This is a genomic window from Halomonas sp. 113, from assembly GCF_904067645.1.
Classification (GTDB): domain Bacteria; phylum Pseudomonadota; class Gammaproteobacteria; order Pseudomonadales; family Halomonadaceae; genus Vreelandella; species Vreelandella titanicae.
Genome location: NZ_LR881453.1, coordinates 4,631,215 through 4,645,698 on the forward strand (window position 1 = coordinate 4,631,215; position 14,484 = coordinate 4,645,698).

Genomic DNA, 14,484 nt, shown 5'->3' on the forward strand with positions numbered 1-14,484 from the left:
GTCGATGCCTATGTTCGAACCCAGAAAAGCCATAGTTGATGATGAGGAGAACCCTGATGAATAACCGTTTAGCTCGTTTGTCTTGGCCGCTATTAGCGGCTTTCCCGCTGGTTGCCGCCGCAGAAGTGCCGCATGTGGCGGTGGATATTCCGCCGGTGTATTCGCTTGTCGCTAAGGTGATGGGGGAGCGCGGCGATCCTGAGCTGTTTATTCAGCCCGGTGCTTCGCCGCATGGTTATTCGCTACGCCCTTCTGAAGCACAATCCCTCGATGATGCGGACCTGGTGGTATGGGTAAGCGACGCGCTGACGCCCTGGCTATCCGGCGCCATCGACAGCCTGGCGGGTGATGCACGCCACCTTGAGCTAATGGATGTGCCTGGCATCACCACATTGGAATACCGCGAAGGCGCGACCTTTGCGCTCAACGATGGGGATGAACACGGTCACGGGCACCATGATCACGGCGATCACGAACACCACCACTATGCAGACAGCCATGACGAAAGTGGGCACGATCATGACCACCACGGCCATGATCACAGCCATACCGGCACGAATCCCCATGCCTGGCTGGATCCTGCCAATGCCCGCCGTTGGCTGGATGCCATCGCCGAACAGTTAAGTGAGATCGACCCTGATAACGCAGCGTACTATCGCGACAACGCCGCCCAGGGGAAAGAGGACTTAACCAGCCTTCAGGAACATATTCAGGATCGTTTGGCCAGCAGCGCCGACACACGCTTTATTGTTTTCCATGATGCTTACCAGTACTTTGAGGAGGCCTTTAATGTGCACGCGGCTGGGGCCATCTCCATTGGCGATGCCTCTTCACCTAGCCCTGCGCGTATCGAGAAGCTGCAAACGCTGGTGAATGATGAAAATATCCAGTGTGTGTTTAGTGAACCCCAGTTCAATCCGCAGATGGTCAATAACGTCTTTGGGGATACGTCCGCTTATATCGGCGTCATGGATCCCTTGGGCGTAGGTCTGACGCTGGATGCAGGTCTCTACGATGCGCTGCTGGAGCAGTTGGCCGATGAGATTACGCGCTGCACTGACGGCTAAACAGCTTTTTTCTGAAACAGCTTGCCGAGTTGATAGAGGTCGTGCATATATCTATCAAACTTCGTAATAAGCAGTGACGTAACGATAAAGGCATAAATCAGCAGCATGACTGCCATGGGGTCGTTTAGCCAAGCCAGCCAAGGCATCGAGACTGGATAACCCAGCGTATAAACACTCATGGCAGCCAGTAGCTGAACCAAGAAACAGTTCAAAATAACCAGTGTAATCAACGCTGCGCGTATATTGGTATGCGGCAGCGTTGTTTTCCAAAACGGCAAGTGACGCACTTTTACGCTGTTTACATTCGCACTGCTATCGCCGTTAAAACACAACCGCGCTTTACGCCGCAACAAAGGGATCGCGTAGACGCCTTTTTCCTCTTCAGCAAAAGCCTTCAGTGCGATATCCCGATCGAGATTAGGGCTCAAGGCATTGGCTGCCGCTTGATCAAAGTCTGGCCGGGCATGGGTTTGCGTGGCGGTTTTGGCTTGGTCAGAAAGCGCTTGTAAGTGGCTTTTATCAGCCTTCGACAACTTTTTATCGTTGCCGACGTTGATGTTGTAATGAATTTCATACACCTGATACAGAGCTGCGGTCACGCCCACAAAGATCATCAAAAAGACAATATATATCAACATATTAACGGGCACCTCCTAAACGAAACCGAACCAGCTAGGCGATAAATAGCTTTGTTAGCGTTCAAACTAACTTAAGGACTATGCCTATGCACAGCTGACAAGTACAGGCTCAGAAGGCCTCAAAAAAGCCGGATCAGACGACGGATCGCAACCGTGGTAGTGCTCCACAGCGTGCATTAAACTAAGGAGATAAGAACCCCTAGCCACTTATCGCCGAAGATAATGGGCGTTAAACCACTTTTGCTATTCGTCTGGCTAATCAATACCAAACCGTCACTAGGACAGTTGACCAAGGTTACATCGTCAGAGATGACAGATAGGCAGGTTGGTCGATGATATCCGCCACATAATGCAGCCTTTCCTCCCAGTCCTCTCTTGTCAGTTGACCACCGAAGCACAAGCGCAGAGCTTCAGGGGGATGGTTGTCGGTACTAAAAGCAGCGCTGGCAACCGCACTAACGCCATGTGAACGTAATTGCACCGCCAGCTCTGAAGGGTTCCAGCCAGAGTGCTTGGGCAGCTTAAGCCATAGGTGGAAAGCACCTTTGGCAGACACGATGCGCTGACGTCCCAGAATCTTCTCGGCTATTTCAAGGCGGGCAATGGCCTCGATACGGATCGCTTTAAGCATGGCATCCGCCGTCCCATCGGTTATCCACTCGGTGACCAGGGCATCAATCAGCGGGCTGGACATCACCGAGGTGGCTCGAAGCGCGCCAGCGGTTCTCTGCGCCTGTCGCTTGGTGGGGGCGTGTAGGAATCCTGATCGCAAACCGGGACCGAAACACTTGGCAGTCCCCGTCAGATAGTAAGTGAGCTCAGGGGCCAAGTTAGCAATAGGGACGATCTTCTCTTCGCTGAGCATGGTGTAAGCATCATCTTCAATAATCGGGATGCTATAGCGCAAGGCAACATCGGCCAAAGCTTCACGACGCCCCAAGGGAATAGTCGTCGTCGTGGGGTTTTGGATGGTGGGATTAATGTACAAAACGGCCACTTGACCCTGCTTACAGATATCCTCGAAGGAGCGAACAAGAGGGCCATCGGAGTCACGCTCCAATGAATGCAGGGTCAGCCCGAGCTGGGCCGCAATAGCCTTTAGGCCGGGGTAGACCAGGCTTTCGACACAAATTAGCTGACCTGGGGCTACCAACTGCATCAGTAGCCCAACCAGGCCGCTGTGAATACCGGGGCATATCAAGACCTGTTCCAGTGTCGTGTTGTCCAGCCGCCGATCCAGCCATTGGAGCGCAGCCACACGGTCATGATGGCTGCCACCAAAGGTTTGATAACGCAGCAGTGAGTAAAGATCACGCTGGGCCAACACCGAGATAGCGCTATCGCGTACTCGTTCAATCAACGTCGGTATCGCGGGCTCAATCATTAGGTTCATGGTCATCTCATAACCACTGCTCGGCTTCACTGACACTGCCTTACCTTTAATAAAAGTGCCCGAGCCCGGATGCGAGTCAATCAAGCCTCGCAGCTTAGCTTCGTTATAGGCACGCGCCGCCGTCGTGTAATTGATACTCAAAGCCCCCGCCAGTTCTCTCAGCGGGGGCAGTCGCTCGCGGGGCTGCAGCCGACCACTACCGATATCTTCAGCAATCAATTCAGCGACCAGACGATAAGCTGGCTGGCTGACCTCCTTGTCTAAACGTTTTCGCCAGCGTTCCAGCTCAGATGTATGCATATCTTCCCCGTCGTTAAATAAACATTGTTACCTACTCTTCTTATCGACCAAAACTTATCACTGATGGGCTAAAGATTGCACAAATAAAAAATTGATTGCATATGCACTTAATGGTGCAAAACACACTTTTATTGCACAAATAAGGTGAAAAACACAGTTTTTTTGAAACATTAGCCTTTTATTATTTTTTTAGCCTAAAAATTTGGTCAATTTTTAGGCTTAGAGCGACCTACATGATCGACAATTGATTGGATCAATAAGCATATCAATTGGCACGTCGATTGCTCCGTATTGATCGTACCGCTTGTGTAAGCACGGCGGTTAACGACTCTCCCACTCGCAATAAACGGAGCTTAGACATGCCTACAGTGACGCAACCACTCAACAAGAAAGGCGATTTTCTGGTCGACTACGAAGAGAAGGTTTTTGAAGACGTAAAAGCGAAACCAGGCGAAAAAGCCCTGGTAACTTTTCATACGGTTGCCTTTGAGGGGTCGATCGGCTTCGTGAATATGCTGCAAGCAACGCGCTTGCTGCGTAAAGGCTTTGAAACCTCCATCTTACTGTATGGCCCTGGCGTCACTTTGGGTGTCCAGCGTGGCTTCCCGACCCTGGGCGATGAAGCGTTTCCCGGCCACATGAATTTCAACAATCAGTTGACCAAGTTTATGGCCGAGGGAGGCAAGGTCTACGCCTGCCGCTTTGCTCTTCAAGCACTCTATGGTCATGGCGAACCGTCACTCATTGAGGGCATCCGCGCGATCAATCCACTGGATGTGCTTGACCTTAAGCTGCTTCACGTGCGCGACGATGCACTGATCATTGATACCTGGACGGTCTAAGGGGAGCAGCGGCCATGGCACAAGCAAACATGACAGAAACCACCATAGTGCGGGCCGCTGCCGCTCAGCTTTCTCCCGATCTTGAGAGTGTTGGCGGCACGCTGGTCAAGGTACTGGATGCAATCGACGAAGCGGCCAGCAAGGGGGCTGAGCTGATCGTGTTCCCCGAAACCTTCGTTCCCTACTATCCGTACTTTTCATTTGTCTACCCCGCCGTGGCCTGTGGCGCCGAGCACTTACGGCTGTATGAACAGGCCGTGGTGGTACCAGGCCCAATCACTGATGCTGTCGCTGAGCGCGCTCGCACCCTGGGCATCGTCGTCGTGCTTGGCGTTAATGAGCGTGATCATGGCACCCTCTACAATACTCAACTGATCTTTGATAGCGACGGGCGTCTGTTGCTGAAACGCCGCAAGCTCACGCCGACCTACCACGAACGCATGATTTGGGGCCAGGGCGATGCCTCGGGCTTGAAGGTGGTGGATAGCGCCGTGGGCCGTGTTGGCGCCCTGGCCTGCTGGGAGCACTACAATCCGTTGGCACGTTATGCCCTGATGACCCAGCACGAGCAGATCCACTGCAGCCAGTTTCCTGGCTCGCTGGTCGGCCCAGTCTTTGCGGATCAAATTGAGGTAACCATCCGTCATCACGCCCTTGAAGCGGGCTGTTTCGTGGTTAACGCCACCGGCTGGCTAACCGACTCCCAAATCGAATCCATTACCCCCGACACCACGCTACAACGTGCTCTGCGTGATGGCTGTAACACCGCCATTATCTCGCCAGAAGGTAAGCACTTGGCCGAGCCGCTGCGCAAAGGAGAAGGCATCGTCATTGCCGACCTGGATTTCGCCCTGATTACCAAGCGTAAGCGAATGATGGATTCGGTGGGCCACTATGCGCGCCCTGAACTGTTGAGCTTAGCCATTAACGATATGCCCACCCACTGCTGCCAGCCACTGGCCACTTCCGCTCAGGGCCATAATGCCCAAGGAGATGAAGATGAGTAAGCTCGCCGATCGCTCACGCTTGTTCACCGAACTTCAAACCCATGGCGTACGCCTGCAGGATGCATCACAAGAGCATGTCAGCCGACGGGGCGGCGCTGGCCCTTCTGACCATCAGGCAATAACCATCGATGGAATCACTATGATGGTGCCCGTCTATACCCAGTCGGCATGGCGTTCACCGTTTAGCGTAGTGTCAGGTGATGAAGGGCATAGGCTGACTGAAAACACGATTCCTATGGCCGATATTACCTTTGCAGATACGCCCCACTTCTACGACCTGCAAACCGCTGACGGCGTCCCCTACACGCATATCGCCACCTTGCATAGCCGCGATGTACTGGCCACGACGGTACTGCAAACATGCATCCGCTATGAGAGCAGGCGCAAAGCCTGCAAATTCTGCTCGATTGGTCAATCACTCCAAGCCGGGCGCACCATTGCGCATAAGTCCCCAGACCAACTGGCCGAGGTGGCTAAGGCCGCTGTCGAGCTCGACGGTGTCAAACATATGGTCATGACTACCGGAACGCCAGCCACGTCTGACCGAGGAGCCAGCGTCCTTTGCGAAAGTGCCAGGGCCATCAAAGCGGCCGTGGATCTTCCGCTGCAAGGGCAGTGCGAACCACCGAAGGATCCCGTTTGGTATGCCCGCATGAAGGAAGCTGGCATTGACAGCCTGGGCATGCATCTCGAAGTGGTCACACCTTCGCTAAGAAAAACGCTAATGCCAGGCAAGGCAGAGGTTGGCATCGAAGAGTATATGCAGGCGTTTCGCGATGCTGTTGACGTCTTTGGCCGCGGGCAAGTCAGCACTTATATTCTTGCTGGGCTCGGGGATACCCGCGAGGCCATTCTGGAAACCTGCCAACACCTAATCGAAATCGGCGTTTATCCCTTTGTAGTGCCGTTCGTGCCGATTAACGGCACGCCATTAGAAGATCATAAGCCGCCCAGCGCCGACTTTATGGAGTCGATCCTGGCGCCGTTGGGCAGACGTCTCAAGCTCGCAGCGTTGCGCTCTATCGATATCAAAGCGGGCTGCGGGCGTTGCGGTGCCTGTTCAACGTTGTCTGAGTACGAGCGCTAACAGCACGCGAAACGCTTAATAGAGGAGTGCCCGATGATGTCAACATCCGACGCCTATTCGGCCTATTCCAACTACCGGATCAAGTGGGCGAGCCTGCCTTGGGAAACCGATGAAGCAATGGCATTGCGGCGGCGCGTTTTCTGCGATGAGCAGGCAATATTTGATCAGGACGACCGAGATGCCATCGATGAATCAGCCCACCTACTCGTCGCTTTAGGGTGCACAGGAGGATGGTATGAGCAAGTGGTGGGGACAGTGCGTATTCACGAATCAGAACCTGGACTCTGGCATGGTTCGCGTCTTGCTGTTGACCCAGCCTTCCGCGCCCAAGGCCGCCTAGGCTCCACGCTGATTCGGCTGGCCGTCTCCAGCGCTCATGCATTGGGCTGCCAACGCTTTTTGGCCCGGGTACAGGCCCAGAATGAGGCTCTTTTCCAACAGTTGCACTGGCGAAGCATTGGAGAGGAGTTAATCCTTGATCGACCTCATGTCGTCATGGAGGCCGACCTTACCCACTACCCCCCTTGCCACTCTCCTCTTAGCGGCTTTGTTGTGCCTGGGCGTCAACGCCAACCTCTCGCTGAGCTGGCGCCTGGGCTGCTTAAGATCCTTTCAGCCCCCGCACTGAGACAAGCATCATGAGCCAAAAGCAACGACTCGACCTAACAGAACTGCTCCAGAAAGTGCACGATTATAGTGGTCTTGCCCATAAGGCCGATATCGCGCGGATCGCTCCCAACCTGACAGCACTGCCCGATGGCTGGCATCCCAACGGCGACGATACCGCGGCCATTCCCAGCGGCGAAGGCTACACACTGTTGGCGATGGAAGGGCTACTTACCGCCTTCGTCGCCGAGGATCCTTGGTTTGCTGGCTGGTGTTCGGTGATGGTTAACGTCAGTGATATCGCCGCAATGGGCGGGCGGCCCCAGGCAATCGTCAATGCTCTATGGAGCCATGACCCAGAAAGCGCTGAACTAATTGCCAAAGGCATGCGTGAGGCCGCCGACACCTTCCGCATTCCCATCGTCGGTGGCCACACCAACCTTCGCTCCAATCAGCCGCAATTGGCGGTCGGCATCCTGGGTCGAGCCCAATGCCTGCTGAGCAGTTTTGCGGCGCGGCCTGGGCAGCTATTAGTGGCGGCTATCGACCTGCGCGGCGCCTATCAAGCGCCCTATCTGAATTGGAACGCGGCCACAACGGCGCCCGCTGAGCGTTTGCGTGACGACATCGAACTGCTTCCCTGTATTGCTGAAGCGGGCTTGGCTATCGCAGCCAAAGATATCAGCCAGGCCGGTCTCCTCGGTACCACCTTAATGCTCATGGAGAGCGCTGATGTAGGTGTGAGCATTAACCTTGACGCCATCCCGAAACCCGAGAAAGTCACTTGGGAAGACTGGTTATGCACCTTCCCTAGCTTCGGTTACCTGCTCACCACGGATAATGAGCACCTTCCCATGCTGCTAGAGCGCTTCCGTGCCCGTGGCATCGCCGCCGCGCAGATCGGCGAGATCGTTTCCTCACCTCAGCTCTGGGTAGAAACCGACAATGATCGCCAGTTGTTCCATGACCTTGCAACGACTCCATTAACCGGACTGAGTCGTCCCCAAATGCCCATTCCCCAACAGGAGCTTTGAGCATGCCAGCCATACACTTCCACGTTCGCTGGCCAGACGGCAGCGAAGACCAGTGTTACTCACCCTCCACCGTTTTAAAGGAGTACTTCCAGGTCGGCGAGCGTCTCAGCGTCGATGCTTTTGTGGAACGCGCCGACATAGCCCTAGAGGCGGCCAGCCAGCGCGTCGAACAAAAATTCGGCTTCTTCTGCTCCAGTGCCATGGATCAGTCGACGGCTATCAAGGCCAAAGCCCAGCAGTTTGGCAATAATCCGCAGGACATGGTCGAAATTATCCGCATCGACTAGCCCATCAAACATCTCATCAATCGTTGCAAAGAGAGAGCGATATGAAAGACCTACGTAAGCACTATTCTGCCATTATCATCGGTGGCGGTCAGGCGGGGCTATCCGTCAGCCACTACCTTCAACAACAGGCAATCGGCCATCTCGTTATAGAGAAACACAGCTTAATGCATAGCTGGCAGACAGCGCGTTGGGATTCATTCACCTTAGTGACGCCGAATTGGCAGTGCCAGCTACCCGATCATCCCTACGACGGGGATGATCCTAAAGGCTTTATGAAACGAGACGACGTCGTCGCTTACCTTGACCGCTTTGCCACCAAGGTTCAGCCTCCCGCCCTCGAAGGCGTTGCCGTTAATCGCGTCAGTCTGAATAGCAACGGGAAGTACGCAGTGAAGAGTTCCGCGGGTGAGTTTAGCGCGGATCAGATCGTGGTGGCCTCCGGCGGTTATCATCTCCCTATCATTCCACGTATGGCAGAGCGATTGCCCGATCGGTTGTTCCAGCTACATTCCGCGGAATACCGAAGCCCTGAACAGTTACCCGAGGGGGCGGTGTTGGTGGTGGGCTCCGGCCAATCTGGCGCCCAGATTGCCGAAGACCTGCACATTGCTGGGCGAAAAGTCTTCCTCGCCACTGGTGATGCCCCGCGCGTGGCGCGTCAATATCGCGGCAAAGATGTTGTCGAATGGCTTGATGAAATGGGCTACTACGAGATGTCGGTCGATCAGCACCCATTACGTGAGGGAGTAAGAGATAACACTAACCACTATGTCACAGGACGTGACGGGGGCCGGGAGATCGACCTGCGCAAGTTCGCTCTCGAAGGTATGGAGCTATTCGGGCTATTAGAAGAGTACCGCAATGGGGACTTTATCTTTCGCGATAATTTGCAAGCCAACCTCGATCATGCCGACAGTGTTTACTGCAACATAAACCAGCGAATTGATGCCTATATCGCCTCCCAGGGTATCGAGGCCCCACCAGCGTCCGAGTACACGCCATGCTGGGAACCGAACCAAGAGCGTTCCGAGCTAAATCTGGTCGACGCAGGGATTAGCGCCGTTATCTGGTGCATCGGCTTTCGCCCTGACTTTCACTGGCTTGATGCTTCGGTATTCAATGGTCAGGGCCATCCCATACACAAACGCGGTGTCACCCAACAGCCCGGCCTCTACTTTATTGGCCTGCCATGGCTGCATACCTGGGGCTCTGGGAGGTTCTCTGGGGTGGCGGCTGACGCTGAATACTTGGTTGAACGCATCAAAGCTTATCAGCGACAACAGGATGCGGCGTTACAACCGCTCTCGGAGCAAGCGTCAGCCTGACGCGGTTCACACTAGCCATTGGGCTGCTATCAGAGTGTTACTGCATCGTTACTCGCTTTGATCGCAGGTTTTTTCGCTTTTTAGATCGTGGCTACCCGTACCCACTACTCCCCTGAAGGCCCCAGGAAACGTGTTTCACTGACCTTCGTGATGGAAGGGTTATCTAATGCGATAAAGCGCAGTTCGATGGGATGGCTAGGTTGTGAAAGATTGTCCGCATCGGCGGTGAGTGCTAGACGCAGGCTGCGTGTTTCAAACGCCGCCACCTCTAAGGTATCCACTCCCTGCAGACGAAGCCCTGGCAACCCCGAGGCTGATACCGCGTAATGATGGGTTTGGCCATCTTGATTGCGCAGCGTCACGTTGTAGTAATTGATAATGCGACCCTCTACCGTGCTTTCAAACAATGCCTGACGGTCGCGGGCAATCTCTACATCAATGGGCACCCGGGCGTTCAAGAAACCGACTAACAGTACCACCATGGAGAATAACGCCGCCGTATAAGCCAACAGCTGGGGGCGCCAAAAACGGGTCGCTTTACCTTCCAGAACACGCTCGGTGGTGTAACGAATCAGGCCCAGCGGTTTATCAATCCGCGCCATAACGCTGTCGCAGGCATCGATACACGCCGCACAGCCAATACACTCGTATTGCAGCCCGTCACGAATATCGATACCGGTGGGGCATACCTGAACGCAGAGTTCACAGTCGATACAGTCACCGATTCGAGTTGCCTCAACACCCTTTTGAGAATGGTGACGGCGCGGCTCACCACGGGCAGCGTCGTAGGAAACAATCAGCGTATTAGCATCGAACATCGCTGACTGAAAGCGCGCATAGGGACACATATGCAGGCATACCTGATGGCGGAGCCAACCGGCATTCAAGTAGGTAAACAGGGTAAAGAAACCGATCCAGAACAGCTCTAAAGGGTGCATGTCCAGGGTAAACATATCCACCACTAACGCTCTTATCGGCGTGAAGTAACCAACGAAGGCTATTCCCGTTGCCAACGCAATCAGCAGCCAAGCCGCATGTTTGGCGGTTTTTCGCCATAGCGTATCCAAACTACGCGGTGCTTTATCAAGCCGAATGCGCCGGTGCCGTGGCCCCTCCAGGCGATGCTCGAACCAGATAAACAGAAACGTCCACACGCTTTGCGGGCAGCTGTAGCCACACCACACTCGCCCAGCCACCACCGTGATCAAAAACAGACCAAAGGCGCACAGCACCAGAATCCAGGTGAGCAAGATAAAGTCCTGTGGGTAAAACGTCGCCGCAAACAGGTGAAATTCCTGGGCTGAGAGGTCAAACCACACTAGCGGCCGATCACCCCAATTGATCCACGGTAAGCCGAAATAGAGCGCCATCAACAGCCAGTTAGAAAAGCGCCGGATACGCTGAAAAAAGCCGCTTATTTCTCGCACATAAATATGCCCGAGCTTCGGTGGCTTGCTACTGGGAGGACGAGAGTTGGGCGACTTAGACGGAGGCGTATGGTGTTCAACCGCCGCCTCGGTAGTCAGGTCTTGCAGTGGAATGCGTTGCGTCATACCGATATCCAAAAAAGAGAGAATGGAGGTTTATGCGGTCGAGGGGCGTCGCGAGGTAGATGATTAAGCATTTGTTAGAAGGCGCGACTTTTAAGTTAGCCGCTACTATGCTCATACAGGGATGGCACAAACAGATGCAGTTTTAGAGAAATAAGGCGTATCAGTTAGCACTAGCCTCTCATACAGCTGCTTTCTGATATGCTGTTTATTACTATATTTGAGCCTGTTTTACGCTTCGCACATGCGGCACAGTGGTGCTTTCTATCAGCAGAGAGGCGCGCTGTGCCAGCTAACACTGTGATGGAGCATTCGGGCGTTTTACTCAATGCACCGACGGTTTATCCCATGAAACGCTACGAACAGTTTGCCGATGAGATAGCGACGCTGATTCGCCAAGGTGTGCTTGGCCCAGGGGAACGAATCCCATCGGTGCGCCAGGCTAGCCGCCATCACGGCATTAGCCCTTCTACGGTGTTCCAGGCTTACTATTTACTTGAGAACCGTGGGCTTATCACCGCAAGGGCACGCTCGGGGTATTTTGTGCGTGAACACGCCCGGCGTCTGCTGGACGAACCGCGTGTAACGCTGCAGCCCACCGACCCAGCAGAAGTAGAAGTCAGCGAGTTGGTGTTCTCGGTGCTTGGCTCGCTTCAGGATGACCGAACGGTGCCCTTTGGATCGGCCTTTCCTAGTCCTGAGCTGTTTCCGCTTTCGCGCTTGAGTATCAGTATGACCCGGGGGCTGCGGGCGCTTTCGCCCCAGCAGGTGGTGGCTGACATGACCACCGGGCATACCGATCTGTGTCGGCAAATTGCCCTGCGCTACATGCTGGGCGGCATTCAACTGCCGATGGAAGAGCTGGTGATTACCAACGGCGCGATGGAGGGCCTTAATCTAGCCCTACAGTGCGTTACCGAGCCGGGCGACTTGGTGGCAATCGAGTCCCCAGCGTTTTATGCCAGCCTGCAGGTGTTGGAGCGCTTGAAACTGCGCGCGGTGGAGATACCCGTTCACCCACGGGAGGGCATCGACCTGGAGGTACTGGCAGAGCGACTGGAGACGCTGCCCATCAAAGCCTGCTGGTTTATGAGCCATCTGCAAAACCCAATCGGCGCCAGCCTGAGTAAAGAGCGCAAACAAGCGCTTTATCAGCTGTTAAAACAGCACCAAGTTCCGATGCTAGAGGATGATGTGTATGCCGAGCTGTACTTTGGCAGCACGCCACCCGCGCCAGTCAAAGCCTTCGATGATGAGGGTTTGGTCATCCACTGCAGCTCTTTCTCAAAGTGCTTAGCGCCGGGCTACCGGGTAGGCTGGGTAGCGGGCGGTCGCTATGCTCAGGCCATCTCTCGGCTAAAGCTAATGACGACGATTTCGCCTTCCGTGCCCGCTCAGGCAGCCATCGCTGACTACTTGCAGCATGGCGGTTATGACCGCCATTTGCGCAAGCTCCGCCATGCCCTGGAAGCCCAACAAGGCAGCATGCTGGCAGCAGCAGATCGCTACTTTCCTGCCAATACTCGCATCACCCGTCCGGCGGGCGGCTACTTTTTATGGGTGGAGTTTCCCGAGCAGGTAGATTCGTTGCGGCTATTCAATACGGCGCTCGACCATGGCGTTAGCTTAGCGCCGGGCCCAATCTTTTCCGCGACCCAGCAGTTTCGCCACTGCGTGCGCCTGAGTTACGGCCACCCCTGGACACCTAACAGTGAGCGCGGCATGGAAACACTAGGCAGGTTATTAAGCCTCTTTTAGCGGGTACTCCAAACGCCATCTCCTTTCGACTGATCCGGTTTTTTAGTGAAAAACTGAGTCTGTTATGAAACACAGCGAAAGATAGACTGTTCCGATGAAGCCACACAGCGGCTATACCGGCCCACTATTTAGTTAAGACAGTGGCTGTCAGCGGAGGAAGCGCCATGTTCGGAATCGCGGCCATTGATCTGGCCAGGGTGCAGTTTGCCTTTACCATCTCCTTTCATATTATTTTTCCCGCCATCACCATCGGTTTAGCCAGCTACCTGGCCGTGTTGGAAGGGCTATGGTTAAAGACCCAGCGGGATACCTATCGTCACCTTTACCACTTCTGGTCAAAAATATTTGCCGTCAATTTTGCCATGGGCGTGGTCTCGGGCATTGTGATGGCGTACCAGTTCGGTACTCACTGGAGTGGCTTTTCCGCCTTTGCGGGCAGCGTCACGGGGCCTCTGCTCACCTACGAAGTGCTCACGGCCTTCTTTTTGGAAGCCGGTTTTCTGGGCGTCATGCTCTTTGGCTGGGAGCGCGTCGGCCGGGGCCTGCACTTTTTTGCGACCTGCATGGTCGCACTCGGCACCCTCGTGTCGATGTTTTGGATTCTCTCTTCCAATAGCTGGATGCAAACCCCGCAAGGCCACGACATCGTCAACGGTGTGGTGATCCCCGTTGATTGGATGAAGATTGTCTTCAATCCGTCTTTCCCATACCGCCTGGCCCATATGGCGCTAGCAGCTTTTTTAAGCACGGCGCTGTTTGTCGCGGCCTCTGCCGCGTGGCTGTTGCTAAGAGGCCGACAATCGCCTGAAGTGCGCACCATGCTCTCCATGGCGCTGGTCATGCTGGCGATTACCGCACCACTGCAGGCCGTGGTGGGTGACTTTCATGGCCTTAATACCTTGGAGCATCAGCCCGCCAAGATCGCCGCTATCGAAGGGCATTGGGATAACAGCAGCGGCGAACCCACTCCGCTCATTCTGTTCGGCTGGCCCGATATGGCGGGTGAAGAGACCAGCTTTAAGCTGGAAATACCTGTGCTGGGCAGCCTGCTGTTAAAGCACAGTTTGACCGAACAAATTCCCGCTCTTAAGGAATTCACCCCAGAAGACCGGCCCAACTCGACCATCGTGTTCTGGAGCTTCCGGCTGATGGTCGGGCTAGGGGTGTTGATGATTGTGCTTGCCATCGTGGGCAATACCCTGCGCGCGAAAGGTCGGCTATACGAGTCTCGCCGCTTTCTACTCTTCACTTTATGCATGGGGCCAGCGGGGCTAGTGGCATTACTGGCGGGCTGGTTTACCACCGAAGTGGGCCGTCAGCCCTGGGTGATTTATGGGTTATTAAGAACCGCCGATGCCGCTTCAGCACACAGCGCCCTCCACCTCAGCATTAGCTTAACCGCCTTTGTGGTGGTTTATCTGGCGATCTTCGGTGCCGGCGTTATCTACATGATGCACCTGGTGAACAAAGGCCCAGGCGATCCCTCTGCGCCCGCCTTAGGTGGCCCAGGCCATCACCGCACACCCGCCCGGCCTCTCTCGGCGGCTAACGAGACGCTGACGGCTCACTAACAATTCGCTAATAGTTATG

General features: G+C 54.8%; 13 protein-coding genes. 10 read left to right on the forward strand and 3 right to left on the reverse strand.

Going from position 1 to position 14,484, the window contains the following annotated elements:
* Positions 1-56: 56 nt before the first annotated feature.
* Entirely contained in the window at positions 57-1,067 is a 1,011-nt protein-coding gene (locus tag YERSI8AC_RS21655; RefSeq protein WP_159177552.1) for a zinc ABC transporter substrate-binding protein, read from the forward strand.
* Here the strand turns inward: YERSI8AC_RS21655 and YERSI8AC_RS21660 are convergent.
* A complete protein-coding gene (locus YERSI8AC_RS21660; RefSeq protein WP_159177553.1) occupies positions 1,064-1,705 on the reverse strand; it encodes a hypothetical protein in 642 nt (213 codons plus the stop codon). The genes YERSI8AC_RS21655 and YERSI8AC_RS21660 overlap by 4 nt on opposite strands.
* Before the next feature lie 295 nt (positions 1,706-2,000).
* A complete protein-coding gene (locus tag YERSI8AC_RS21665) occupies positions 2,001-3,398 on the reverse strand; it encodes an aminotransferase-like domain-containing protein (RefSeq protein ID WP_022521499.1) in 1,398 nt (465 codons plus the stop codon).
* A 359-nt stretch (positions 3,399-3,757) separates the two neighbouring features.
* On the opposite strand from YERSI8AC_RS21665, the gene YERSI8AC_RS21670 reads away from it, so the two are divergent.
* Genes YERSI8AC_RS21670 through YERSI8AC_RS21700 form a run of 7 tightly spaced genes read left to right on the forward strand, consistent with a single transcriptional unit; the run spans position 3,758 to position 9,586 of the window.
* A complete protein-coding gene (locus YERSI8AC_RS21670) occupies positions 3,758-4,240 on the forward strand; it encodes an MSMEG_0572/Sll0783 family nitrogen starvation response protein (RefSeq protein ID WP_022521498.1) in 483 nt (160 codons plus the stop codon).
* Positions 4,241-4,254: 14 nt separating this feature from the next.
* Positions 4,255-5,247, forward strand: coding sequence for a Nit6803 family nitrilase (locus tag YERSI8AC_RS21675; RefSeq protein ID WP_236557389.1), 993 nt, complete (start codon positions 4,255-4,257; stop codon positions 5,245-5,247).
* The gene (locus YERSI8AC_RS21680; RefSeq protein WP_236557393.1) at positions 5,240-6,334 is read left to right on the forward strand and encodes an MSMEG_0568 family radical SAM protein; all 1,095 of its coding nucleotides are present in this window, start codon (positions 5,240-5,242) and stop codon (positions 6,332-6,334) included. Before YERSI8AC_RS21675 ends, YERSI8AC_RS21680 begins: the two co-directional genes overlap by 8 nt.
* A 33-nt stretch (positions 6,335-6,367) precedes the next feature.
* Positions 6,368-6,976 (forward strand): MSMEG_0567/Sll0786 family nitrogen starvation N-acetyltransferase, encoded by a 609-nt coding sequence (locus tag YERSI8AC_RS21685; protein WP_022521495.1) that lies wholly within the window; start codon positions 6,368-6,370, stop codon positions 6,974-6,976.
* Positions 6,973-7,974 carry a sll0787 family AIR synthase-like protein gene (locus YERSI8AC_RS21690; RefSeq protein WP_159177554.1) on the forward strand — a complete coding sequence of 334 codons (1,002 nt, stop codon included), beginning with the start codon at positions 6,973-6,975 and terminating at the stop codon, positions 7,972-7,974. The genes YERSI8AC_RS21685 and YERSI8AC_RS21690 overlap by 4 nt, the downstream gene beginning before the upstream one ends.
* Before the next feature lie 2 nt (positions 7,975-7,976).
* On the forward strand, positions 7,977-8,261 hold the full coding sequence (locus tag YERSI8AC_RS21695; protein ID WP_022521493.1) for an MSMEG_0570 family nitrogen starvation response protein: 285 nt from the start codon (positions 7,977-7,979) through the stop codon (positions 8,259-8,261).
* Positions 8,262-8,302: 41 nt separating this feature from the next.
* The gene (locus YERSI8AC_RS21700; RefSeq protein ID WP_138801203.1) at positions 8,303-9,586 is read left to right on the forward strand and encodes an MSMEG_0569 family flavin-dependent oxidoreductase; all 1,284 of its coding nucleotides are present in this window, start codon (positions 8,303-8,305) and stop codon (positions 9,584-9,586) included.
* Positions 9,587-9,690: 104 nt separating this feature from the next.
* Here the strand turns inward: YERSI8AC_RS21700 and ccoG are convergent, their stop codons facing one another.
* Positions 9,691-11,139, reverse strand: coding sequence for a cytochrome c oxidase accessory protein CcoG (ccoG, locus tag YERSI8AC_RS21705; protein ID WP_159177555.1), 1,449 nt, complete (start codon positions 11,137-11,139; stop codon positions 9,691-9,693).
* A 345-nt stretch (positions 11,140-11,484) separates the two neighbouring features.
* Here ccoG and mapR point away from each other — a divergent pair, with 345 nt between their 5' ends.
* On the forward strand, positions 11,485-12,894 hold the full coding sequence (gene mapR, locus YERSI8AC_RS21710; protein WP_159177980.1) for a GntR family transcriptional regulator MpaR: 1,410 nt from the start codon (positions 11,485-11,487) through the stop codon (positions 12,892-12,894).
* Positions 12,895-13,058: 164 nt separating this feature from the next.
* The gene (locus YERSI8AC_RS21715; RefSeq protein ID WP_159177556.1) at positions 13,059-14,465 is read left to right on the forward strand and encodes a cytochrome ubiquinol oxidase subunit I; all 1,407 of its coding nucleotides are present in this window, start codon (positions 13,059-13,061) and stop codon (positions 14,463-14,465) included.
* Positions 14,466-14,484 lie beyond the last annotated feature (19 nt).